The sequence below is a fragment of the Mycobacterium kyogaense genome (assembly GCF_036946525.1).
In the GTDB taxonomy this organism is placed as follows: Bacteria; Actinomycetota; Actinomycetes; order Mycobacteriales; family Mycobacteriaceae; genus Mycobacterium; species Mycobacterium kyogaense_A.
The window spans coordinates 77,692-100,217 of the sequence record NZ_JAQIIY010000017.1; the positions used below are offsets into that span (position 1 = coordinate 77,692).

The following is a 22,526-nucleotide window of genomic DNA, read 5'->3' on the forward strand; positions in this document are numbered from 1 at the left end:
GCACATTGATGCCGGGGTTCGGGGTTCGAAAAACAGCGGGGCAGCGCAGAGAAGGGCACTGGGCCATGGCGAAAAAAGTCACCGTCACTCTTGTCGATGATTTCGACGGTGAAGGCGCCGCTGACGAGACTGTCGAATTCGGTCTCGACGGAGTGAGCTACGAGATCGATTTGTCGGCCAAGAACGCCGCCAAACTCCGCAATGATGTGAACAAGTGGGCCGAGGCGGGCCGCCGTGTCGGTGGCCGTCGCCGCGGCCGGTCGGCCGGTACCGGCCGGGGCCGCGCCGCAATCGACCGTGAGCAGAGCGCAGCGATCCGGGAGTGGGCGCGCCGCAACGGGCACAACGTCTCCACCCGCGGCCGCATCCCCGCCGACGTCATCGACGCGTTCCACGAGGCCACCTAGCGGCAACGGCGCACGCCGTTGCCGGGCGCATCCCGCCCGGTTCGTTCGCTACCGGCGAAGCCGCCGACCCTGCTCTCTCGAAACGATTCCGCCCGCCGCGGCGTTGCACTGGACAGCGTCAGGCCGTCACCCGCCGTTAAGCCCATGGAGAACAGACCCCGGAACCGACCGGGAACGGGCCGACAGGCGGGGCACCTGAGGCCGCCGCCCATTACAGTGGACGGCAGGTGCGGGCACGTCTTTTGCGTGCGGCACCCATCTATGCGATGGAGAGCAGGTAACCACGGATGTTCGAAAGATTCACCGACCGTGCACGTCGGGTTGTCGTCCTGGCTCAGGAAGAAGCCCGGATGCTCAACCACAACTACATCGGCACCGAGCACATCCTGCTGGGACTCATTCACGAGGGTGAGGGAGTGGCCGCCAAGTCACTCGAGTCGCTGGGCATCTCTCTCGAGGGTGTGCGCAGCCAGGTCGAGGAGATCATCGGTCAGGGCCAGCAGGCGCCGTCCGGGCACATTCCCTTCACCCCGCGTGCCAAGAAGGTGCTGGAGCTCAGCCTGCGCGAGGCGCTGCAGCTCGGCCACAACTACATCGGCACCGAGCACATCCTGCTGGGTCTGATCCGCGAAGGTGAGGGCGTGGCCGCCCAGGTGCTGGTCAAGCTCGGCGCCGAGCTGACCCGGGTGCGCCAGCAGGTCATCCAGCTGCTGAGCGGCTACCAGGGCAAGGAGACCGCCGAGGCCGGCACCGGCGGGCGTAGCGGCGAGGCGGGCAACCCGTCGACGTCGCTGGTGCTCGACCAGTTCGGTCGCAACCTGACCGCCGCCGCGATGGAGGGCAAGCTCGATCCCGTCATCGGCCGCGAGAAGGAAATCGAGCGGGTCATGCAGGTGCTGAGCCGCCGTACCAAGAACAACCCCGTCCTCATCGGCGAGCCGGGCGTCGGCAAGACCGCCGTCGTCGAGGGGCTGGCCCAGGCGATCGTGCACGGCGACGTACCCGAGACGCTCAAGGACAAGCAGCTCTACACCCTGGATCTCGGTTCGCTGGTCGCTGGCAGCCGCTACCGCGGTGACTTCGAGGAACGCCTGAAGAAGGTGCTCAAGGAGATCAACACCCGCGGCGACATCATCTTGTTCATCGACGAGCTGCACACGCTCGTCGGTGCCGGTGCCGCCGAGGGCGCAATCGACGCGGCCAGCATTCTGAAGCCGAAGCTTGCCCGCGGCGAGCTGCAGACCATCGGCGCGACCACGCTCGACGAGTACCGCAAGTACATCGAGAAGGACGCCGCGCTGGAGCGCCGCTTCCAGCCGGTCCAGGTCGGGGAGCCGACGGTGGCGCACACCATCGAGATCCTCAAGGGTCTGCGCGACCGTTACGAGGCGCACCACCGCGTCTCGATCACCGACGGCGCGATCGCGGCGGCCGCCACGTTGGCCGACCGCTACATCAACGACCGCTTCCTGCCCGACAAGGCGATCGACCTGATCGACGAGGCGGGCGCCCGGATGCGCATCCGCCGGATGACCGCGCCGCCGGACCTGCGCGAGTTCGACGAGAAGATCGCCGACGCGCGCCGGGAGAAGGAGTCCGCGATCGACGCGCAGGACTTCGAGAAGGCCGCGAACCTGCGCGACAAGGAGAAGCAGCTGGTCGCGCAGCGCGCCGAGCGTGAAAAGCAGTGGCGCTCAGGCGATCTCGACGTGGTCGCCGAGGTTGACGACGAGCAGATCGCCGAGGTGCTGGGCAACTGGACCGGTATCCCGGTGTTCAAGCTCACCGAGGAGGAGACCACGCGTCTGCTCCGCATGGAGGACGAGCTGCACAAGCGGATCATCGGGCAGGAGGACGCCGTCAAGGCGGTCAGCAAGGCCATCCGCCGCACGCGCGCCGGTCTGAAGGACCCCAAGCGTCCGTCGGGCTCGTTCATCTTCGCCGGCCCGTCCGGCGTCGGGAAGACGGAGCTGTCGAAGGCGCTGGCCAACTTCCTGTTCGGCGAGGACGACGCGCTCATCCAGATCGACATGGGTGAGTTCCACGACCGCTTCACCGCGTCGCGGCTGTTCGGTGCCCCTCCGGGATACGTCGGCTACGAAGAGGGTGGCCAGCTCACCGAGAAGGTGCGCCGCAAGCCCTTCTCCGTGGTGCTGTTCGACGAGATCGAGAAGGCCCACCAGGAGATCTACAACAGCCTCCTGCAGGTCCTCGAGGACGGTCGTCTCACCGACGGTCAGGGCCGCACGGTCGACTTCAAGAACACCGTGCTGATCTTCACCTCGAACCTCGGAACGTCCGACATCTCCAAGGCGGTGGGCCTCGGCTTCACCCAGGGTGGTGGCGAGAACAACTACGAGCGGATGAAGCAGAAGGTCAACGACGAGCTGAAGAAGCACTTCCGCCCGGAGTTCCTGAACCGTATCGACGACATCATCGTGTTCCACCAGCTGACGCAGGACGAGATCATCAAGATGGTCGACCTGATGATCGGACGGGTCGGCAACCAGTTGCGGGCCAAGGACATGACGATGGAGCTGACCGATCGGGCCAAGTCCCTGCTGGCCAAGCGCGGGTTCGATCCGGTGCTGGGAGCGCGTCCGCTGCGGCGCACCATCCAGCGCGAGATCGAGGACCAGCTGTCGGAGAAGATCCTCTTCGAAGAGGTCGGACCCGGCCAGCACGTGACCGTCGACGTCGAGAACTGGGACGGCGAGGGTCTGGGCGAGGACGCGGTGTTCACCTTCCACGGTGGGCCGAAGCGCTCCGAGCCCGCCGAGGCGGACCTGGCGCAGGCCGGCGCAGCCGAGTAAGCGATACGCGAACGGGCGGTCACCTACGGGTGGCCGCCCGTTCGCCGTTTCCGGCACGGTCGGCGCCCGCAGGCGAGCGCCGACCCTTATGATCCGTAATGCAATCGACGGTTGTCGGAATCTGGTGAGACTCCAGAACGGTCGCGCCACTGTGACAGTCAGACCCGATGCCGTCGGCACCCACCAACTGGGACGCGACATCCCGGAAAGGACCCCTCATGACCACTCCGCAAGCCCCCAGAGCGCAGGCAAAGGCCATCGACTTCTCGGCCACCAAGGCCGCGTTGTGGCTGTCGCTGACCGCCTTCCTGGCACTCGTCGTGCTGTACTTCGTCGGCGTCGACCAGGGAGCGACGTCGGTATTCGGCGCCGACAACATGTACATCCACGAGTTCGTGCACGACGCCCGCCACCTTCTCGGCTTCCCCTGCCACTGATTCCGGCAGGGAGAACAACGTCAATGGAAAAGCAGATCATCTGGCGTGGCCTCCTGGCCGGCGCCATCGGCGGCATCCTCGCGTTCGTGTTCTCGAAGATCTTCCTCGAGCCGATCATCGGGCGCGCGATCGACTTCGAGGACGGCACCGCTGCCGCGCACGAGGCCATGGAGATGGCCGCAGGCCACGGCCATTCACACGGTGAAGGCGGCGAGCTGTTCAGCCGCGGCATCCAGTCCACCGTCGGCCTCGGATTCGGTGTGGTCCTCTTCGCTGTCGCGATGGGTGCCTTGTTCGCCGTGGTGTTCGCCATCGCCTACGGACGCATCGGTGCACTATCCGCGCGCGCGACTGCGGTGTGGGTCGCGGGCGCGATGTTCATCGCGCTCTGGGTCGTTCCGGCGCTGAAGTATCCGCCGAACCCGCCGGCGACCAGCGACGACGCCACGATCACTCAGCGTGCGCTGCTGTACCTGCTGATGGTGGGCCTGTCGGCGCTGTTCATGGTCGCGGCGGTCTACCTGGGACACCAGCTGGTCCCGCGGTTGGGCTCCTGGAACGCGACGCTCACAGCAGGCGCCTCGTATGTGATTGCCGTCAGCGTGCTGATGTTGGTGCTTCCGACGATCAACGAGACTCCGGGGGCGCTGACCGACGATGCGGGCACCATCGTGTTCCCGGGTTTCCCGGCCGTCGACTTCTACGAGTTCCGCGTGTACACGTTCTTCACGCAGCTCATCATGTGGACTGCGATCGCCCTGGTGTTCTCGACCTTGGTGTCCAAGCTCCTCGACGGCAAACGGCAGGACGCGCTGACGGTGTGAGTGAAGTCGTCCGGCTGACCCTCGTGTCGCACGGCATGACCGATGCGATGGCAGCCGGACGGTTTCCCACCGACGAACCGCTCAACGCGCTCGGGCGCGGGCAGGTGGCTGATGCGCGCGGCGGCGTCAAGGCCGCCGATCGGGTCTACTGCGGCCCGGAGGCGCGCGCCATCCAGACCGCCGACCTGCTCGGCATGCGAGCCGAGATCGAGCCCAAGCTGGCAGATCTGGACCACGGGCGGTGGCGCGGTGAGGTGCTGGGCCGGGTTCAGCCCGCCGAGCTGGCGATCTGGCTGACCGATCCCACGCAGGCTCCGCACGGAGGTGAGCGCATCGTGGAGCTGATCGCACGGGTACGGACGTGGATGGAGTCGCTGACCTCCGAGCATGTGCGTGTCGTGGCCGCGACACACCCGGCCGTCATTCGCGCGGCCATGCTGGTGGTCCTGGATGCGCCGCCGAAGTCGTTCTGGCGCATCGACATCGCGCCGGCCAGCGCCACGGTGCTGCACTTCCGCGGGCACGCCTGGACGCTGAGATCCTGATCAGGGTTGGACGAGCCCGAACATCTGCCGCGCGATGGACAGCAGCCAGGACGCCGCGGTCGAGCTGCGGTATTGCGACCAGTTGGTCTGCATGCTGACCACCCAGCTCTGCCCGGTGCGGTCGGTGGCGAACCAGCTGAACGTCAGGTCGCCGGGCAGGTTGCCCGCTTTCGCCGCGATGTAGGGCCACTCCGTGCGGTCGAGGTCGATGCCCGGCACCGCGGAGAGGATGTCGTGCACCGGCGCTGCCTCGCCGGTTGCGTTGCGCTGCAGCGCGGCGTGCAGGCGGCAGATGTCGGCGGCGCTGGCGTACCACTCGGCGCCGATGTCCGACGCGGGCATGTGGGTGCGCTGCGGATCGGGTTCGTAGGGGCGTGAATTGGTCTGCTGCAGCAGTTGTGCGCGCCCGGCCGGGGTGGCCTGCTTCCACTGCTCGCGCAGGTTCGGCTCGCCCCAGCCCACCGAGAACATCTCGTGCATGGTCGGGAACGGCGTCATGCTGGACGGGTCGTGGTGGCCGGCGGCGACGAGCGCCCGTTCGATCGCGCCCGGGCCCAGCCGACCGATCAGCAGATCGGTGGCCATGTTGTCGCTGGCCGAGATCATCTGCTGGGCCGCGTCGCGGACCGACACCGTCGAGCCGGGAGGCAGCTTGTCGAAGCCCGACGAGCCGACGGCCTTGGCTTCTGCGGTGATCGTCAACGGATCGGTCCAGGACACCGTGTGCGCCTTGACCGCGTCGGAGAGCGCGTAGAGAACGTAGAGCTTGAAGATCGACGCCAGGGGCAGCGACATCTCGGTGTTGGTGCCCGCGACCTTCTCGCAGCGGCCGTCGGTCACCTTCGACACCTGATAGGAGTATTTCGCGCCGGTCTTGGTGATCTCGGCGTCGACGTCTGCGAACGACGAGATCCGTGGCGGCACGAGTTCGACGGCGAAGCGGTCCACCATGCCGGCGTCGTCGGTGCGCAGCTCGATCGTCTGCGCGACCCCGTACGAGGTGAGGATGTGCAGCGTCGCGTTGCCGGCGCCGACGTCGATCTTGGTGACGGTGAAGGGGCGGTCCCACCACATCCGGTCCATGGTGACGCCGACGGCTTCGACGACCTGGGGGGCGGCCAGCGTGCGGATGCCGGTTTCCCCGATGGGCCAGTCGCTGTTGAGCATGTCCATGGTCTGCTTGGCGCGCAGGCCCTGCGGGGTGTTGATCTGGATGGGGACGCCGTAGGCGGCGTCGGCGGGAGCGGGCCGGGTGGCGGCGCAGCCGTTCACCAGCGCTGCGACCGTGATCAGTGCGGTCGCGCAGGTGAGCGATCGACGACGCGCCCCGGCGCCCCTACGCCTGCGTGCGGGTTCCTGCAACGTCGAGCACAACCTCGAACTCCAACAGTGACGCGCCCTTGGACACGGGGTTGGCGCGTTCCCCGGCGTGCGCCTCGATGGCCGGTCCGCTGGCCCAGGCCTGGAACGCCTCCTCGGACTCCCACTGGGTGACGACGAAGTATCGGTCTTCACCCTTGATCGGGCGCAACAGCTGGAAGCCGAGGAAGCCGGCCTGATTGTCGACGGCGTGGGCGCGGTGGGCGAACCGCTTCTCCAGCTCCGGTCCGGCACCGGGCGGGACCTCGATCGCGTTGATCTTCACCACCGGTGTGGTGTTCGCGTTCTGCTCGGACGTGTTCGGGTCGGGCATGGCGTTCAGGCTACCGCGCGCCCGATGCCATGATGACCGCATGGAGCTGCTCACGGCCCACGGTGGTGCCGGGCGCCCGCTGGTGCTGGTCCACGGGTTGATGGGGCGGGGCACGACGTGGTCGCGGCAGCTGCACTGGCTCGCCGACCACGGTCGGGTGTTCACCTATGACGCGCCGTGGCACCGGGGGCGGGAGGTGCCCGACGCCCACCCGATCTCGACCGAGCGCTTCGTCTCCGACCTCGCCGACGCGGTGTCGGTGCTGGGCGAACCGGCCGTGTTGATCGGGCATTCGATGGGTGGTCTGCACGCGTGGTGTCTGGCGGCCGAGCGCCCTGAGCTGGTCGACTCGCTGGTGGTCGAGGACATGGCTCCCGACTTCCGGGGCCGCACCACCGGCGCGTGGGAGCCGTGGCTCTATGCGTTGCCGGTGGAGTTCGACTCGAAGGCGCAGGTGGTTGCGGCGTTCGGGCCGGTGGCGGGGCGCTACTTCCTGGAGGCGTTCGATCGCACCGCCACCGGATGGCGATTGCACGGAGAGCCGGCTCGCTGGATCGAGATCGCGGCCGAGTGGGGTCGGCGCGACTACTGGACGCAGTGGCGGGCCGTCCAGGTGCCGACGCTGCTGATCGAGGCGGGGGACTCGGTGACGCCGCCGGGGCAGATGGCGGAGATGGCGCGCACGGGCAGGCAGACGACGTATGTCACGGTGCCCGGTGCCGGCCACCTGGTCCACGACGACGCCCCGATGAAATACCGGGACGTCGTCGAGGCGTTTCTATCGACGTTCACCGGTGGCGGTTGAGCTCGGCCAGCTCGGGTGCTGTTCGAAGCGGGTCCGGATGGCGTCGACGTCGTGTGTCACTCGGGTGAGGTCACGGTCGTCGGTGAACAGCCGCCCCGCCAGCGGTGCGGCGATGCGGAATTGGTCGCGGTGCAGACGCAGCACGCCGGTGCGGTGAGCTGCCCAGGTGAGACCCGCAGCGAGGGCGAACGGTGCGGCCAGGATCAGGAAGGTCAGTGCGATGCTCATGGCAGTAATGCTCCACCTACCAAATATCGTGCCACCAGTGGCAGAAGCGACATCTGCCGATAAGATGCTGCCATGACGATACGGACGGTGTCGGCGTTGGTCCTGGACGGGCTCGCGGTGTTCGAGTTCGGCGTGATCTGCGAGGTGTTCGGCATCGACCGGTCCGCCGACGGCGTGCCGAACTTCGACTTCAAGGTCTGCGGGCCGGAACCGGGCAAGCCACTGCGCACATCGGTCGGCGCGACGATCATTCCCGACCACGGCCTCGACGATCTCGTCGGCGCCGACCTCGTGGCCATCCCCGCGATCAGCGGGGGCAACTATCTCCCCGAGGCGCTCGACGCGATCCGCCGGGCCGCCGAATCCGGATCGATCATCCTGACCGTGTGCTCGGGGGCCTTCGTCGCAGGCGCGGCCGGTCTGCTCGACGGGCGGCCGTGCACCACACACTGGATGCACGCCGACGACCTCGCGCGGATGTATCCGACCGCCGAGGTGGATCGCAACGTGCTGTTCGTCGACGACGGGAACCTGATCACCAGCGCGGGCACCGCCGCAGGCATCGATGCGTGCCTGCATCTGGTGCGCCGCGAGATGGGCAGCGAGATCACCAACAAGATCGCCCGCCGCATGGTCGTGCCGCCCCAGCGCGACGGTGGCCAGCGGCAGTACATCGACCAGCCCATCCCGGTGCGATGTTCGGAACGCTTTGCCCCGCATCTCGACTGGATTCTCGCCAACCTCGACAAGCCGCACACCGTGACGTCCCTGGCCCGCCGGGCCCACATGTCGGGACGTACCTTCGCGCGCCGCTTCGTCGACGAGACCGGTCGCACCCCGATGCAGTGGGTGACCGACCAGCGTGTGCTGTTCGCCCGTCGACTGCTCGAGGAGACCACGCTGGACATCGACAACATCGCCGAGCAGTCCGGGTTCGGCAACGCCACGCTGTTGCGCCATCATTTCCGGCGCATCATCGGTGTCACTCCGTCGGATTATCGACGCCGATTCGCTTCTGCCGCAGCAGAATCCGAGGTCGCCGCTACCGCCTGATTGCCGGCTTCGCCGGCTAGTGCGCACCCTCTCCCGGGAAGGCGAACCTGCCGTCGTCGGTCTGCTCCACCAGCCCGTCGACCAGTAGCGAATCGAGGCAGCGGTCCCGCTGGGCGGTGTCCGTCAGCCACGCCACGTCGAGCTGTGCCCGGGTGACCGGAATGTCGCTGCCGCGCAACACATCCAGCAGCTTTCCTCGCACCTGACGGTCGGTGCCGGCGAATTTCTGCACCTTGCGCGCCGGGCCGGTACCGGCGGGGAAGCCGAGCGAACGCCACGTGCAGTGCGACAGCGGGCAGACGCCACACTTCGGGGAGCGCGCGGTGCACACGATCGCACCGAGTTCCATCAGCGCCACCGAGAACGTCGGCGCCCGTTCGTCGTCCGGCAGCAGCGCGGCCACGTCGTCGAGATCGCGCACCGACGCCGCCGCGGCGTCGTCACGCCCGTGCACGGCCCGCGCCACCACACGGCGAACATTGGTGTCCACCACGGGCACCCGCTGCCGGTAGGCGAAGCAGGCCACCGCACGCGCGGTGTAGGTGCCGATTCCGGGCAGCGAGAGCAAGGTGTCGACATCGTCGGGAACGACGTCGTCGTGCTCCGTCGCGATCACGGTCGCGCATTCGTGCAACCGCTTGGCCCGCCGCGGGTAGCCCAGCTTGCCCCAGGCGCGCAGCACGTCGGCCGCGCTCGCCGCCGCGGTCGCCGACGGCGTCGGCCACCGTGCGATCCACTCCCGCCAGATCGGCTCGACCCGGGCCACCGGCGTCTGCTGCAGCATGAACTCGCTGACCAGGATCTGCCACGCCGAGACGCCCGGTTGCCGCCACGGCAGGTCGCGCTGCGCCACGGCATACCAGTCGAGCAGCTCACCCGCGTCGATCATCGGTGCAGGCTGAGGCAGAATGACGGCCATGCCGAACACGAACCCGTTGACCGCGTGGAAAGCACTCAAAGAGGGTAACGAGCGCTTCGTCGCCGGGAGGCCGGAGCATCCGAGCCAGAGCATCGAGCACCGCGCCAGCCTGGCCGCAGCGCAGAAGCCGACCGCGGTCGTGTTCGGATGCGCCGACAGCCGGGTGGCCGCCGAGATCATCTTCGATCAGGGGCTCGGCGACATGTTCGTGGTGCGCACCGCCGGCCACGTCATCGACAGCGCGGTGCTCGGCTCGATCGAGTACGCCGTCGCGGTGCTCAACGTTCCACTGATCGCGGTGCTCGGGCACGACAGCTGCGGCGCGGTCGGCGCAACGCTGACAGCACTGGACGAGGGTTCGCTGCCCGGCGGGTACATCCGCGACGTCGTCGAGCGGGTCACGCCCTCGATCCTGGTCGGCCGCCGCGAGGGCCTGACCCGGGTCGACGAATTCGAGGCCCGGCACGTCACCGAGACCGGCAGGCAGTTGCTGAGTCGCTCGACGATCATCTCGGAGGCGATCTCCGCCGGCCGGCTTGCGATCGTCGGATTGACCTATCACCTGGCCGACGGCCAGGTGGTGTTGCGCGACCACATAGGCGACATCGGCGAAAACTGAAAGGCAACACGCCGAGTGGCGTCGAACAGAGTCGCTTGAGCTGGCCTTACCGTGATGTCGTGCTGGATTTGGAACCGCATGGCCCGCTGCCCCAACAGATCTACTGGCGACGCCGGATGTTGGCGCTCGGCGTGTCCGTGCTCGTCATCGGGATCATCGCGGCTGTCATCGCGGTCGTCGTGATGAACAGCACCAGTACCGAGGCGCCCACCGCGAACGAGAACCAGGCATCCCAGGCTGCCGCACCGCCGACGCCGCTGCCCGGTGACAACCCGCAGGTCAAGACGCCTATTCAGGCGCCGGCTCAGCAGGCGCCGCCGCAGACCGCGACCCCGACGGCTGCCGTGGTGCCGCCGCCGATCCTCAAAGAGGGCGACGACTGCCCCGACTCCACGCTCGCGGTCAAGGGCATCACCAATCAGCCGCAGTACGTCGTCGGCGATCAGCCGAAGTTCACGATGGTGGTGACCAACATCGGGCTGGTCGCCTGCCAGCGCGATGTCGGCGCAGCGGTGCTGGCCGCATACGTCTACTCACTGGACAACCAGCGGCTGTGGTCGAACCTGGACTGCGCACCGTCCGCCGAGACGCTGATCAAGACCTTCCAGCCGGGCGAGCAGGTGACCACCGAGGTGACGTGGACCGGGATGGGTTCGGCGCCGAACTGCCCGCTGCCTCGCCAGCCGATCGGAGCGGGCACCTACAACCTCGTCGTCCAGCTGGGCAATCTGCGTTCGGCGACGGTGCCGTTCATCCTGGCCCCGCCGCAGCAGGTGCCGCCGGGTGCGCCCGGCGCAGTGCCGGCTCCCGCTCCGGCTCCCGCGCCCGCCGGCTGAGTTCAGGCGAGCCGGTCGGCGATCGTCGACTCGGCGAGCTGCGACAGGCCTTCTCGGATGTGGCGCGCCCACATCGAGCCGATCCCGTCGACCGACTGCAGATCGCTTGCGCTCGCCGCGAGCAGGCCCTGCAGGGAACCGAAGTTGCGGACCAGCAGGTCGACGTGCGCGAACTGCAGGCGCGGTATCCCCGACATCGCCCGGTAGCCGCGTGAACTCATCGCCGAATCCTGCGCCTCGGCCGTCGACGGATACCCGAAAACCCTTGCCAGCGTGGTGAAGTCGAGCAGCTCACTGTCCGACAGGCTGTCGAGCTCCTCCAGGGTCGCGGTCACCTGAGCCGGCGTGGGTGGGTCGGGGTTGGCGTGGTAGTCGCGAACGATCAGCTCGCGGTCGATGTCGTTGTCGCCCACCAGCTCGTCGAGCTGCAGCTTCAACTGCCTGCCGTCGGTGCCGAGTTCGACGACGTCGGAGTCGATCTCGAGGCTGATCCGGCGCACCATCTCGAGCCGCTGCACCACGGTCATCACGTCGCGCAGCGTCACGAAGTCCTCGATCTCGGCCATCGAGAGCTGCTTGCTCACCTCGTCGAGGCGGGTTTTGTAGCGCTCCAGCGTGTCGATGGTCTGGTTGGCCCGCGACAGGATGGTCGCCGACTCGGGCACGACGTGCCGCTCGCCGGCCACGTACACCGTCACGATGCTCATCGAGTGGCTGACCGAGATCACGGGGTAGCCCGTCTGGATCGCGGTGCGCTCGGCGGAGCGGTGCCGGGTTCCGGACTCCTCGGTCGGTATCGACGGGTCGGGCACCAATTGCACGTTGGCGCGCAGTATTCGGCTGCCGTCGCTGGAGAGGACGACGGCGCCGTCCATTTTCGACAGCTCACGCAGCCGGGTCGGCGCGTACCGCACGTCCAGTGAGAAGCCGCCGTCGCAGATTGCCTCGACGCTGTCGTCGAATCCGATGACGATCAGCGCGCCAGTGCGCCCCCGCAGGATGCGTTCCAGCCCGTCGCGCAGCTGTGTGCCGGGCGCCAGCCGTGCGATCGTCTCCCGCAGCGTCGGACGGGCCAGCGGAACGACTGTGCGCGAGCTGCGTCCCGTCGACTTCACGGCCATCCGATCCCCTCGAGAGTTGCCTCAGTTCGCGTCATTCTGGCTGATCTGGCGTAGCACCCGCAATGCCGAGGCGATGTCGTCGGCCTCGTAGGTCCGCATGCCACCGGGCGCTGAGGTGAGCCCGGCGGGCACGACGGCGGTGTCGAAACCCAGCCGGAACGCTTCGGCGAGTCGGCGATCCATCCCGGTCACCCGACGCAGGTCGCCGGCGAGGCCGACCTCGCCGATCGCGATCACCGACGTCGGCATCGCGAGATCTGTGAACGCCGAGGCGATCGCCAGCGCCACCGCGAGATCCGATGACGAATCGGTGAGTCGCATGCCGCCGACCGTCGACAGATAGATGTCGTTGGCGCCGACGGGCAGCCGTGCCCGCTTCTCGAGCACCGCGGTGATCATCGCCGCGCGGGAGGAGTCGATGCCGCTGACGGCCCGGCGCGGGCTGCCGCTGGCCGGGGAGCCGATGAGGGCCTGCACCTCGCCGATCATCGGGCGTTTCCCGTCGAGCGTCACCGTCACCGACGTGCCGGGCACCGGTTTGGGACGCTGGTCCAGGAACAGTCCAGACGCATCGGCCACGCATTCGATCCCGTTGTCGTGCAACAGGAAACAGCCGACCTCGTCGGCGGCGCCGAATCGGTTCTTGATGCCGCGCACCATGCGCAACGCCGACGTGCGGTCGCCCTCGAAATGCAGCACGACGTCCACGAGGTGCTCCAGTGAGCGCGGTCCGGCGATCGCTCCGTCCTTGGTCACGTGGCCGACCAGAAGCATCGCGACGCCGGTGGTCTTCGCTGTCATCGTCAGCGCCGTGGTGACCGCACGCACCTGGGTGACGCCGCCGGTGACACCGTCGGCCTCGGTGGTCGACATGGTCTGCACCGAGTCGACGATGACCAGCGACGGCCGGACCGCGTCGATGTGGCCGAGTGCAGTCTGCACATCGGACTCGGCGGCCAGGTACACCTCGTCGTGGGTGCAGCCGGTACGTCCGGCCCGGAGCCGGATCTGACCGGCCGATTCCTCCCCCGAGAGGTACAGCGCCCGGCGTCCGTTCTGGGCCCAGCGATGGGCGACCTCGAGCAGCAGCGTCGATTTTCCGACGCCGGGATCTCCGGCGAGCAGGGTGACCGATCCGGGCACCACGCCGCCGCCGAGAACGCGGTCGAGCTCGCTGATGCCGGTGGGGAAGTGCCGCGTGGTTCCCGGGTCGATCGAGCTGATCGGGACGGCGGGGGAGGCGGGTGCGATGGCGTGGCGGATAGCTGTCCCACCGACGGAGGCCAATGCGACCTCGTTGACCGTGCCCCACGTTCCGCAGTCAGGGCAGCGACCCACCCATTTGGGCGTCTGATGGTGGCATTCCGAACAGCGATATTGCGAACGTGTTTTCGAAGGCCGGGCCACGGATGCGACGGTATCGGCCCGCACCGACAACTGGTGGGCGCGGCGCGCCCGTGTCGTGCGGCTAGTGTCCGCCGGAGTGCTCGGAGACGGCGGCGCCGCTGTCGGCGACCTCTCGGCGCGGTGCCTCACCGGCCGAGATCGGCACCGTCACCGTGGTGTCGCCGGCCTTCTCGAACGTGAACGTGAAGTCATACGTCAGACCGTTGGTGATCGGCTTGGACAGCGCGACGCGCGCCTCGGCCGCGTCCGCGGGTTCGACGGCCTCCAGCGGCGTGGTCTGCCCGTCGGGGGTGCCCACCACGAGCACGCCGTTGGCAGGCAGGTCCTTGCCGCCGGTCAGCGAGACGGTGCCGACGTCGGAGGTGATGCTGACCAGCTTGTCGTTCGTGTCGGGGGAGGTGTTGGCAGCGGTGAAGATCAGCTCGACGTCGCTGCCCGGACGCACGTAGTCCGACGTCTGCTGGGCGCGCAGGTGGACGTTACGCAGCGCGATCGGTCCGGCCTTGGCGCTCGTCCCGTTGATCGCCGGCTCCTGGGTGGCCGTCTGGGACACCTGACCAGCACTGCAGCCGCTCAGCACGGCGGACAGCGCGATCGCGGCCGTCGCCACGGCGGTCGTGACAGAAGTGCGCCGATCCAAAGGGTTCACTCAGGTGCCTCCTGCTCGGCCGGCAACGCGACGTGACATGCCGGTCTCCATCGTTCGACTATGCAGAGTAGTAGGTCGCGTTGACGGGCGGTAGCGCAGGGCGCACGAGGCGCTCGCCTTGCACGGAATCGGCAGCCTGTCAACCCCTGATGTTGCCCGTCTGTGCCCCTGACCTGCATTGTTGGCGCACCCCCGAAGAGTGCCCGTGTTAAACTCGTCATGTGAAAGGGGCTCGAAACTGATGATTTTCAAGGTCGGAGACACCGTCGTCTATCCACACCACGGTGCTGCGTTGATCGAAGCGATCGAAACCCGAACCATCAAAGGCGAGCAGAAGGAATATCTCGTCTTGAAGGTCGCCCAGGGCGATCTGACTGTCCGGGTTCCCGCGGACAACGCCGAATACGTGGGTGTGCGTGACGTCGTCGGCCAGGAGGGCCTCGACAAAGTTTTCCAGGTGCTTCGTGCCCCGCATACCGAAGAGCCGACCAACTGGTCGCGTCGGTACAAGGCCAATCTCGAGAAGCTGGCCTCCGGCGACGTGAACAAGGTCGCCGAGGTCGTTCGCGATCTGTGGCGTCGTGATCAGGAGCGCGGACTGTCCGCCGGCGAGAAGCGGATGCTGGCCAAGGCCCGGCAGATCCTGGTCGGCGAGTTGGCGCTGGCGGAGAACACCGACGACGCGAAGGCGTCGATCATTCTCGACGAAGTTCTCGCCGCCGCATCCTGACGTGATTCCTCGCGTCGGTCTCGGTACCGACGTCCATCCGATCGAAGCGGGGCGGCCGTGTTGGCTGCTGGGTCTTCTGTTCGACGACGCCGACGGTTGTGCCGGTCACTCCGACGGTGACGTCGCCGCCCATGCCCTCTGTGACGCGCTGCTGTCCGCAGCGGGCATGGGCGATATCGGCGGGATCTTCGGCACCGACCGTCCTGAATGGCGGGGCGTGTCCGGTGCCGACATGCTTCGTCACGTGCGTTCGCTGCTCGAGGGGGCAGGGCTGCGCGTCGGTAATGCCGCGGTGCAGGTCATCGGTAATCGGCCGAAGGTCGGGCCGCGTCGAGCGGAAGCCCAGGAGCTGCTGTCCGAGCTCGTCGGCGCGCCGGTCTCGGTGTCGGCGACCACGACTGACGGCCTCGGGTTGACTGGGCGTGGTGAGGGTCTGGCGGCCCTGGCGACGGCCCTCGTTCTGAGCGATGCGGGTTCTGCCTGATCTGGCCGGTAAGCTGGCCCGTCGTGACCGAACGCCCCGCCGCGTCGATGCGGCTGTATGACACCCTGTCTGGCGGTGTGCGCGATTTCGCGCCACTGCGGCCCGGCCACGTGTCCATCTACCTCTGCGGTGCCACAGTGCAGGGTCTGCCCCACATCGGCCATGTGCGCAGCGGTGTGGCGTTCGACGTGCTGCGCCGCTGGCTGACCGCCAAGGGGTACGACGTCGCCTTCATCCGCAACGTCACCGACATCGACGACAAGATCCTCACCAAGGCTGCCGACGCAGGCCGGCCGTGGTGGGAATGGGCGGCGACCTACGAGCGTGCGTTCTCGGCCGCCTACGACGCGCTGGGTGTGTTGCCGCCCTCGGCCGAGCCCAGGGCCACCGGGCACATCACCCAGATGGTGGAGCTGATCGATCGGCTGATCGACCGGGGCCACGCCTACACCGGCGCAGGCGACGTGTACTTCGACGTCGCGACGCTGCCCGACTACGGAAAGCTCTCGGGGCACCGGATCGACGACGTGCACCAGGGCGAGGGGGTCGCGACCGGCAAGCGGGACCAGCGCGACTTCACCTTGTGGAAGGGCGCCAAGCCCGGCGAGCCGTCATGGCCGACGCCGTGGGGTCGCGGCCGGCCCGGCTGGCACACCGAATGTGTGGCGATGGCCCACGAGTACCTCGGTGCCGAGTTCGACATCCACGCCGGCGGCATGGACCTGGTGTTCCCGCACCACGAGAACGAGATCGCCCAGGCCGAGGCGGCCGGCGACGGCTTCGCCCGATTTTGGCTGCACAACGGCTGGGTCACCATGGGCGGGGAGAAGATGAGCAAGTCGCTGGGCAATGTGCTCGCGATTCCCGCTGTGCTGCAACGGGTTCGGGCCGCCGAGCTGCGCTACTACCTGGGCAGCGCGCACTACCGGTCGATGCTCGAGTTCTCCGAGACCGCGCTGGCCGACGCGGCGAAGGCCTACACCGGCATCGAGGATTTCCTGCACCGGGTGCGTAACCGCGTGGGCGCGGTGGTTCCTGGGGAGTGGACACCGAAGTTCGGCGCCGCCCTCGATGACGACCTCGCGGTGCCGATGGCGCTGGCCGAGGTTCACGCCGCCCGCGCCGAAGGCAACCGCGCGTTGGACGCCGGCGATCACGAGACGGCGCTGACCCACGCGATGTCGATCCGCGCGATGATGGGCATCCTGGGTGCCGACCCGCTCGACGAGCGCTGGGAGTCCCGCGACGAGACCTCCGCCGCGCTCGCCGCGGTCGACGTTCTCGTCCAGGCTGAGGTGCGGCGCCGGGGAGAGGCCCGGGCGCGCCGCGACTGGGCCGAAGCAGATGCGATCAGGGACCGGCTGAAAGAGGCCGGCATAGAGGTGACCGACACCGCCGACGGTCCCCAGTGGTCACTCGTCGACGGAACGGACAAGTAGATGGCGGGCAATTCTCAGCGCCGCGGCGCGATACGCAAGGCGGGCACCAAGAAGGGCCCGACGGTCGGCTCGGGTGGGGTCCGCAGGCGCGGGCTCGAGGGCAAGGGTGCGACGCCGCCGGCACACGAGCGGCCCCATCACCCCGCGGCCAAGCGTGCTGCCAAGGCGGCGCGCCAAGCCCAGGGCAGGCACAAGAAGACTGACGACACCGAGACCGTCCTGGGCCGCAACCCGGTGGTCGAGTGCCTGCGCGCGGGCGTGCCGGCGACGGCGCTGTACGTGGCACTGGGCGCCGACTCCGACGAACGTCTCACCGAGGCCGTGCAGACCGCGGCGGACCGGGGCATCGCGATCCTCGAGGTGCCCAAGCACGATCTCGACCGGATCGCCGCCAACGGTCTGCACCAGGGCATCGCGCTGCAGGTGCCGCCGTATGCCTACGCCCACCCCGACGATCTGCTGGCGCTCGCGAAGAAGGACGTGACGCCGCCGCTGCTGGTGGCGCTCGACAACATCTCGGACCCGCGCAATCTGGGGGCCATCGTGCGTTCGGTCGCGGCGTTCGGCGGGCAGGGCGTGCTGATCCCGCAGCGCCGCTCGGCGTCGGTGACGGCCGTGGCATGGCGCACCAGCGCGGGTGCGGCCGCGCGGACCCCGGTCGCCCGGGCCACGAACCTGACCCGTGCCTTGAAGCAGTACGCCGACGCGGGCATCCAGATCGTGGGGCTCGACGCCGGTGGTGACACCGAGATCGACGACATCGACGGCGCGGGCCCGATCATGGTGGTGGTCGGTTCCGAAGGCAAGGGCCTGTCGCGACTCGTGCGGGAGACCTGCGACGCCATCGTGTCGATCCCGATGGCCGGGCCCACCGAATCGCTGAATGCGTCGGTGGCCGCCGGGGTGGTGCTCGCCGAGATCGCGCGGCAGCGCCGCCGCGCTTAGGCGCCGATCACCTGCAGTCCCGCCCACAGCGCGACCACGGCGGCGACCAGCGTGAGCGGTGTGGTGACCAGCCCGACGCGGCTGAACTCGGCGAAACTGGGGTTCATGTCGCGGCGGACCACGCTGCGCCACAACAGGTTCGCCAGCGATCCGACGTAGGTCAGGTTGGGGCCGATGTTGACCCCGATCAGCACGGCCAGCACTGCGGCAGGGCCGATCGGCGCCGACAGCGGCAGGAGGACCAGCACCGCAGGCAGATTGTTGACGACGTTCGACAGCACGGCCCCCACCGCCGCGATGCCCAGCAGCGCCAGCAGCCCCTGACCGTCGGGGAGCACTCGGTGCATCGCGGGCTCCAGGCCGTTGCGCATCACCGCCGCGACGACCACACCCAGACACAGCACGAACGCCAGGAACGGCAGGTCGATCGCCACGGCGATCCTGCGGACCGAGGTGCGCCGGGTCACGAGTCCACGCACGCCGAGTGCGACCGCTCCGGCCAGGGCCGCCCAGGCCGGTGACAGGCCCACCAGCGAGGTGACGGCGAATCCGGCCAGCGTGAGCCCGACGGTGACCAGCGCGAACAGGGGCAGGTCGACGGGCTCGCGGGGCGCCGGCTGCGGCTCGACCGCCAGGTCGCGACGGAACAACAGGCGCAGCAGCACGTATTCGACGGCGATCGCGGCCAGCCACGGCAGCGACATCAGCGCGGCGAAGTGCAGGAAGGTCAGCCCCGCGGCGCTGAACGCCAGCAGATTCGTCAGGTTGGACACGGGCAGCAGCAGCGAGGCGCTGTTGGACAGATGCGCGGTCGCGTAGGCGTGCGGCCGCGCGGGCACGGCCAGCGTGCGCGCCATCGCCAGCACCACCGGGGTGAGCAGGACGACCGTCGCGTCCAGGCTCAGGATCGCGGTGACGGCGGCGGAGACGCCGAACACCGAGAGCAGCAACCGGTGCTGGCCGCCGGAGGTGGCGCGGGCCATCAGCACGCCGGTCGCGTGAAAGAGGCCCTCGTCGTCGCACAGCCGCGCGAGCACCAGGACCGCGGCGAGGAAGCCGACGACCGGCGCCAGCTCGCGGACCTCGGTCCACGCGCCCTGCCAGCTGATGGCACCCGTGACGATGACGAGTGCGGCGGCGGGCACGGCCACCACGGCTTCGGGCCAGCCGTGCGGACGCAGCAGCGCGAAACCCAGGACCGCGACGAGCGCGGCCACCGACAGGATCAGAGCCATGGGTCGGCGCGCTGCCAGAGGGTGGGGAAGTGCAGGGGGACATCGTCGTCGGCGGCGAGCCTGCGCAGAACGCGCACGGATGCGTCGAGGTCGTCGGCGGCGTAGGGCAGCGCCCGCAGGGGCTGGTCGAGCGGACGGAAGAAGTCGTCCCAGTGGATGAGGACGACGCGGCGCGCCCCGACGGTCCGCACGGTCTCGGTCCAGTACTCGACGAGGTAGCTCTCCGGCTGCAGGCCGAGTTGGCCCACCCCGAGGTAGGCGACGTCGGCTCGCCGCCCGGCCAACGCGCCCCTGATGTAGCCGGCGCTGCCGACGATCAACAGGGTCCGCCCGGTGGCGCGGTGGGTGACCAGCGTGGACCATGCCTCGCCGCAGCGGTACGCCGAGGCCCGCACCGGCGGTCGGACCGGCGCGGTGATCTCCCCGGGGAAGCGGTCGGGCGGGCAGTGGTGGCCCTCGATCAGGGTGACGTCGAAGGCTCCTGCGGTGACCGGTTCGCCGGGTGTGACGACGTCGACGCGGCCGAGGTCGGCGCCGCGGCCGATCTGGGCGGCCGACGTCCCGCCGATGAGCCGGGCACCGGTTCTTGCGGCGACGACGGCGGAGTCCATCGCGTGGTCGAAATGCGTGTGTACGGGGGTCACCGCGTCGAGGCGGGTGACGCCGAGCCGGGTCAGTGCATGGCCGATGCGCGACGGCGACGGCCGCAGGGGCCGGGTCGCGACGCTGAGCAATCCGGGCCGGGAGAAGAACCCGTCGGTGAGCACGGCGGACTGTCCGTCGTCGACGAGCAGGGTGGTCACGCCGGCCCAGGTGACCGTCACCGGTGAGCCGGTGATCGCCGCGGGTACGTCGAACCGGTCGGCGTACGCGGCGAGGTCGGGCCTGCCGAGCTTGAGACGCATGACGGCAACCCTAGGGGGCGGTACCGACCGGGTCGCACTTGCCGACGCCACGCTTATTGATAATGATTGTCATTACCAGTCAAGAGCAAAGTGCGGAGGCAGAAATGAAGCGCGGCATTCATCCCGACTACCACCCGGTGGTTTTCCAGGATGCGAACACCGGAGCGGTTTTCCTGACCCGCTCGACCGTGACGAGCGACAAGACCATCGACTGGGAGACGCCCGAGGGGGTGCGGCAGTACCCCCTCGTGGTGGTCGAAGTCTCCTCCGATTCGCATCCCTTCTGGACGGGCAGTCGCCGCATCGTCGACGCCGCCGGTCAGGTCGAGAAGTTCACCCGTCGGTACGGCGCGAGAAAAGGGCGTCAGTAGCTGTACGTGTTCTTCGGTGGCGGGATCTGCGCCACGCGGTAGACAGACATGGTCGGGATTGCGCCCCGCGTCAAGACATCTTGTCCGACAGCCACTGTGCCCTCGACGCGTATCCAGGCGCCGTCGGGCAGACGCGCGGCGTCCACCGCGGCAGGTCCGTCGAGATCGACGCGAGCCAGCTGGGCGTCGGCCGCACAGCAGATGATCACGACGCGCCCCAGAGCGACACGGTCACCGTCCTTCATCGTGAAGCCGGTGACGCTGACCGCGCGATCGCGCAACGTACTGGCCGAATCCTGGGCCAGCCGGATCAGCAGGTCCGGTAGCGACAACTCCGGGGCGCGGACATCGGGCAGCGGGGGAAAGGGCCGCCGCTGCGTGGCGTTCTCATTCGCCGTGGTGGTCGGCCGGGCGGTCTGGGGACCGATGGCTGGCGGAACCACGATGGCCAGCAGCGCGATGGGGACGAGCAGCAGCCACGCGACGCCGGGGCGGTGTCGGTCGCCGTGCTCGTGGTCCGGCAAGCCGGAGCCGCGCCGGATGTCACGGATGATCGCGACGATCGCCAGCAGCGCCAGCACCACCCCAGAGGTGAGCAGCCAGGGTTGCAGCGCGGGCTTGACGTAACGGGTGTACGCGCCGCCTGCGGTGACGAGTACGGTGCTGACACCGACGAGCAGGAGCAGTGCGTTCTCGGTCTCGCGGCTCACCGGTGACCGACCACCAGCAGGCCGACGCCGGAGGCCACCAGCGTCGCGACCGCGAACGTCAACGGCGCGAAGCGCACGGCGAAGGCACGGCCGAACATGCCGACCTGCATGGCGAACAGCTTGAGGTCGATGGCCGGCCCGACGACCAGGAACACCAGGCGCGGCAGCAGGGGCAGCATCGACAGGCTGGCGGCCACGAAGGCATCGGCCTCCGAACACAGTGACAGCACGACGGCCAGCACGGCCATGACGGCGATGCCGAGGACCAGATGGCCTGCGAGGTGGTCGTACATCCAGCTGGGCACCACGATGTGCAGCGCCGCGGCCGCAGCCGCACCGAGAACGAGAAACGATGCCGCCTGCAGGAAGTCGTGCCGAGCCGCCTCGGTGAACACCGCCCAGCGCGACCCAACGCGCGCGTGCAGATCGGGTGTCCTGCGGGTGATCCAGGCCGGTCGCCCGAACCGCGCCCACAGCGCTCCCATCGTCACCGCCGTGAGGAAGGAGGCGGCGCAGCGGGCGAGCACCATCGCGGGCTCGCCGGGGAACGCGACCGCGGTCGCGACGAGCACGACGGGGTTGATCGCCGGGGCAGCCAGCATGAACGTCACCGCGGCGGCGCCGACGGCACCGTCGGAGTAGAGCCGGCGCGCGATGGGCACCGAGCCGCATTCGCATCCGGGCAGTGCCGCTCCGCCGACCCCGGCGGCCAAGATCGCCGCGGCAGGTCTGCGGGGCAGCCACCGCGCCAGCCGGACGGGCGTCACGACCGCGGCGACCAGGCCGCTGACGAGCACCCCGAGGACGAGAAAAGGCAGCGCCTGCACGAAGATTCCGCAGAACACGGTGGCCGCGGTGGCGATCAGGGGCTGGGTGGCGACGACGTCGCGCAGCGTGGTGCCCGCGAGTGTGAGAGCCACGATCGTGAAGACGAGCACGTGCATCGAGGTGATGCGCCGACCTACCGGCTGCGTCCCGACGGCCACGCCGCCATTGTGCCAGCCGCGATCTTGATCACCCTGGCCATTACCTGGCAATCAGCCCGCTAGGGTGGGCCCATGGCTTTCCAGGCGCTCGTGATCAAGGCGGCATCCACTGTGGTGACCGGTGCTGTCGGAGTGGCGGCCTATCAGGGTGTCCGCAAGGCGATCGCGAAGGCGCCGCTGCACGAAATGTCAGTCTCTGCCACCGCATTGGCCCTTCGTGGTGCACGCAAGGCCGAAGAGGGTGCGGAGTCGGCGCGGCTGAAGGTCGCCGACGTGGTCGCCGAGGCGCGTGAGCGCATCGGCGAGGAAGCGCCCCCTCCTGCCGTGTCCGACACCGGTCACGACCACGACCACTGACTTGGCAG

At 68.7% G+C, this 22,526-nt stretch carries 26 protein-coding genes; 15 read left to right on the forward strand and 11 right to left on the reverse strand.

Annotation, left to right across the window (positions count from 1 at the left end; genetic code table 11):
- Positions 1-65: 65 nt before the first annotated feature.
- The 5 genes from lsr2 to PGN37_RS15290 all read left to right on the forward strand — a co-directional run bounded on the left by lsr2 (position 66) and on the right by PGN37_RS15290 (position 5,026).
- On the forward strand, positions 66-407 hold the full coding sequence (lsr2, locus tag PGN37_RS15270; RefSeq protein ID WP_335331865.1) for a histone-like nucleoid-structuring protein Lsr2: 342 nt from the start codon (positions 66-68) through the stop codon (positions 405-407).
- Between the two features lie 287 nt (positions 408-694).
- The gene (gene clpC1 / locus PGN37_RS15275; RefSeq protein WP_335331866.1) at positions 695-3,220 is read left to right on the forward strand and encodes an ATP-dependent protease ATP-binding subunit ClpC; all 2,526 of its coding nucleotides are present in this window, start codon (positions 695-697) and stop codon (positions 3,218-3,220) included.
- Positions 3,221-3,438: 218 nt separating this feature from the next.
- Complete coding sequence (locus PGN37_RS15280; protein WP_335331867.1) at positions 3,439-3,657, forward strand: CbtB domain-containing protein; 219 nt, start codon at positions 3,439-3,441, stop codon at positions 3,655-3,657.
- 23 nt (positions 3,658-3,680) lie between these two features.
- Positions 3,681-4,481: a CbtA family protein gene (locus PGN37_RS15285; protein ID WP_335331868.1), complete on the forward strand. Its 801-nt coding sequence runs from the start codon at positions 3,681-3,683 to the stop codon at positions 4,479-4,481.
- On the forward strand, positions 4,478-5,026 hold the full coding sequence (locus PGN37_RS15290) for a histidine phosphatase family protein (protein WP_335331869.1): 549 nt from the start codon (positions 4,478-4,480) through the stop codon (positions 5,024-5,026). The genes PGN37_RS15285 and PGN37_RS15290 overlap by 4 nt, the downstream gene beginning before the upstream one ends.
- Here PGN37_RS15290 and PGN37_RS15295 read toward each other — a convergent pair whose 3' ends face one another.
- Together PGN37_RS15295 and mhuD are read right to left on the reverse strand one after the other, a co-directional pair.
- On the reverse strand, positions 5,027-6,388 hold the full coding sequence (locus PGN37_RS15295; RefSeq protein ID WP_442932937.1) for a serine hydrolase: 1,362 nt from the start codon (positions 6,386-6,388) through the stop codon (positions 5,027-5,029).
- Entirely contained in the window at positions 6,363-6,719 is a 357-nt protein-coding gene (gene mhuD, locus PGN37_RS15300; RefSeq protein ID WP_335331871.1) for a mycobilin-forming heme oxygenase MhuD, read from the reverse strand. The genes PGN37_RS15295 and mhuD overlap by 26 nt, the downstream gene beginning before the upstream one ends.
- A 40-nt stretch (positions 6,720-6,759) precedes the next feature.
- Between mhuD and PGN37_RS15305 the strand changes: the two genes are divergently transcribed.
- On the forward strand, positions 6,760-7,524 hold the full coding sequence (locus PGN37_RS15305; RefSeq protein WP_335331872.1) for an alpha/beta fold hydrolase: 765 nt from the start codon (positions 6,760-6,762) through the stop codon (positions 7,522-7,524).
- On the opposite strand, the gene PGN37_RS15310 is transcribed toward PGN37_RS15305, so the two are convergent.
- Positions 7,498-7,752, reverse strand: a complete 255-nt coding sequence (locus PGN37_RS15310) for a hypothetical protein (RefSeq protein WP_335331873.1) — start codon at positions 7,750-7,752, stop codon at positions 7,498-7,500. The genes PGN37_RS15305 and PGN37_RS15310 overlap by 27 nt on opposite strands.
- A gap of 72 nt (positions 7,753-7,824) precedes the next feature.
- Between PGN37_RS15310 and PGN37_RS15315 the strand changes: the two genes are divergently transcribed.
- Positions 7,825-8,805 carry a helix-turn-helix domain-containing protein gene (locus PGN37_RS15315; protein WP_335331874.1) on the forward strand — a complete coding sequence of 327 codons (981 nt, stop codon included), beginning with the start codon at positions 7,825-7,827 and terminating at the stop codon, positions 8,803-8,805.
- 16 nt (positions 8,806-8,821) lie between these two features.
- Here PGN37_RS15315 and PGN37_RS15320 read toward each other — a convergent pair whose 3' ends face one another.
- Entirely contained in the window at positions 8,822-9,724 is a 903-nt protein-coding gene (locus PGN37_RS15320; RefSeq protein ID WP_335331875.1) for an A/G-specific adenine glycosylase, read from the reverse strand.
- On the opposite strand from PGN37_RS15320, the gene PGN37_RS15325 reads away from it, so the two are divergent.
- Positions 9,723-10,343, forward strand: a complete 621-nt coding sequence (locus PGN37_RS15325) for a carbonic anhydrase (RefSeq protein ID WP_335331876.1) — start codon at positions 9,723-9,725, stop codon at positions 10,341-10,343. The two genes, PGN37_RS15320 and PGN37_RS15325, sit on opposite strands and share 2 nt — an antisense overlap.
- A gap of 59 nt (positions 10,344-10,402) precedes the next feature.
- A complete protein-coding gene (locus tag PGN37_RS15330) occupies positions 10,403-11,179 on the forward strand; it encodes a hypothetical protein (protein ID WP_335331877.1) in 777 nt (258 codons plus the stop codon).
- 2 nt (positions 11,180-11,181) lie between these two features.
- Here PGN37_RS15330 and disA read toward each other — a convergent pair whose 3' ends face one another.
- From disA to PGN37_RS15345, 3 genes are all read right to left on the reverse strand, one after another.
- Entirely contained in the window at positions 11,182-12,300 is a 1,119-nt protein-coding gene (disA, locus tag PGN37_RS15335) for a DNA integrity scanning diadenylate cyclase DisA (protein ID WP_335331878.1), read from the reverse strand.
- A gap of 21 nt (positions 12,301-12,321) precedes the next feature.
- Positions 12,322-13,707 (reverse strand): DNA repair protein RadA, encoded by a 1,386-nt coding sequence (gene radA, locus PGN37_RS15340; RefSeq protein ID WP_335331879.1) that lies wholly within the window; start codon positions 13,705-13,707, stop codon positions 12,322-12,324.
- A 61-nt stretch (positions 13,708-13,768) separates the two neighbouring features.
- Positions 13,769-14,356 (reverse strand): hypothetical protein, encoded by a 588-nt coding sequence (locus PGN37_RS15345; RefSeq protein ID WP_335331880.1) that lies wholly within the window; start codon positions 14,354-14,356, stop codon positions 13,769-13,771.
- Between the two features lie 241 nt (positions 14,357-14,597).
- On the opposite strand from PGN37_RS15345, the gene carD reads away from it, so the two are divergent.
- Genes carD through rlmB form a run of 4 tightly spaced genes read left to right on the forward strand, consistent with a single transcriptional unit; the run spans position 14,598 to position 17,954 of the window.
- A complete protein-coding gene (gene carD / locus PGN37_RS15350) occupies positions 14,598-15,086 on the forward strand; it encodes an RNA polymerase-binding transcription factor CarD (RefSeq protein ID WP_167097262.1) in 489 nt (162 codons plus the stop codon).
- Position 15,087: 1 nt separating this feature from the next.
- Positions 15,088-15,570: a 2-C-methyl-D-erythritol 2,4-cyclodiphosphate synthase gene (gene ispF / locus PGN37_RS15355; protein WP_335331881.1), complete on the forward strand. Its 483-nt coding sequence runs from the start codon at positions 15,088-15,090 to the stop codon at positions 15,568-15,570.
- A gap of 47 nt (positions 15,571-15,617) precedes the next feature.
- The gene (cysS, locus tag PGN37_RS15360) at positions 15,618-17,009 is read left to right on the forward strand and encodes a cysteine--tRNA ligase (RefSeq protein ID WP_442932939.1); all 1,392 of its coding nucleotides are present in this window, start codon (positions 15,618-15,620) and stop codon (positions 17,007-17,009) included.
- Complete coding sequence (gene rlmB / locus PGN37_RS15365; RefSeq protein WP_335331883.1) at positions 17,010-17,954, forward strand: 23S rRNA (guanosine(2251)-2'-O)-methyltransferase RlmB; 945 nt, start codon at positions 17,010-17,012, stop codon at positions 17,952-17,954.
- On the opposite strand, the gene PGN37_RS15370 is transcribed toward rlmB, so the two are convergent.
- Both PGN37_RS15370 and PGN37_RS15375 read right to left on the reverse strand, forming a co-directional pair.
- On the reverse strand, positions 17,951-19,189 hold the full coding sequence (locus PGN37_RS15370) for an SLC13 family permease (protein ID WP_335331884.1): 1,239 nt from the start codon (positions 19,187-19,189) through the stop codon (positions 17,951-17,953). The genes rlmB and PGN37_RS15370 overlap by 4 nt on opposite strands.
- Complete coding sequence (locus PGN37_RS15375; protein ID WP_335331885.1) at positions 19,180-20,094, reverse strand: MBL fold metallo-hydrolase; 915 nt, start codon at positions 20,092-20,094, stop codon at positions 19,180-19,182. Before PGN37_RS15375 ends, PGN37_RS15370 begins: the two co-directional genes overlap by 10 nt.
- 104 nt (positions 20,095-20,198) lie before the next feature.
- On the opposite strand from PGN37_RS15375, the gene PGN37_RS15380 reads away from it, so the two are divergent.
- Positions 20,199-20,465, forward strand: coding sequence for a type B 50S ribosomal protein L31 (locus tag PGN37_RS15380; protein WP_335331967.1), 267 nt, complete (start codon positions 20,199-20,201; stop codon positions 20,463-20,465).
- On the opposite strand, the gene PGN37_RS15385 is transcribed toward PGN37_RS15380, so the two are convergent.
- Both PGN37_RS15385 and PGN37_RS15390 read right to left on the reverse strand, forming a co-directional pair.
- Positions 20,459-21,175 (reverse strand): TIGR03943 family putative permease subunit, encoded by a 717-nt coding sequence (locus PGN37_RS15385; RefSeq protein ID WP_335331886.1) that lies wholly within the window; start codon positions 21,173-21,175, stop codon positions 20,459-20,461. The two genes, PGN37_RS15380 and PGN37_RS15385, sit on opposite strands and share 7 nt — an antisense overlap.
- The gene (locus PGN37_RS15390; protein WP_335331968.1) at positions 21,172-22,119 is read right to left on the reverse strand and encodes a permease; all 948 of its coding nucleotides are present in this window, start codon (positions 22,117-22,119) and stop codon (positions 21,172-21,174) included. Before PGN37_RS15390 ends, PGN37_RS15385 begins: the two co-directional genes overlap by 4 nt.
- A gap of 114 nt (positions 22,120-22,233) precedes the next feature.
- On the opposite strand from PGN37_RS15390, the gene PGN37_RS15395 reads away from it, so the two are divergent.
- A complete protein-coding gene (locus PGN37_RS15395; protein ID WP_335331887.1) occupies positions 22,234-22,518 on the forward strand; it encodes a DUF1490 family protein in 285 nt (94 codons plus the stop codon).
- Positions 22,519-22,526: the final 8 nt, after the last annotated feature.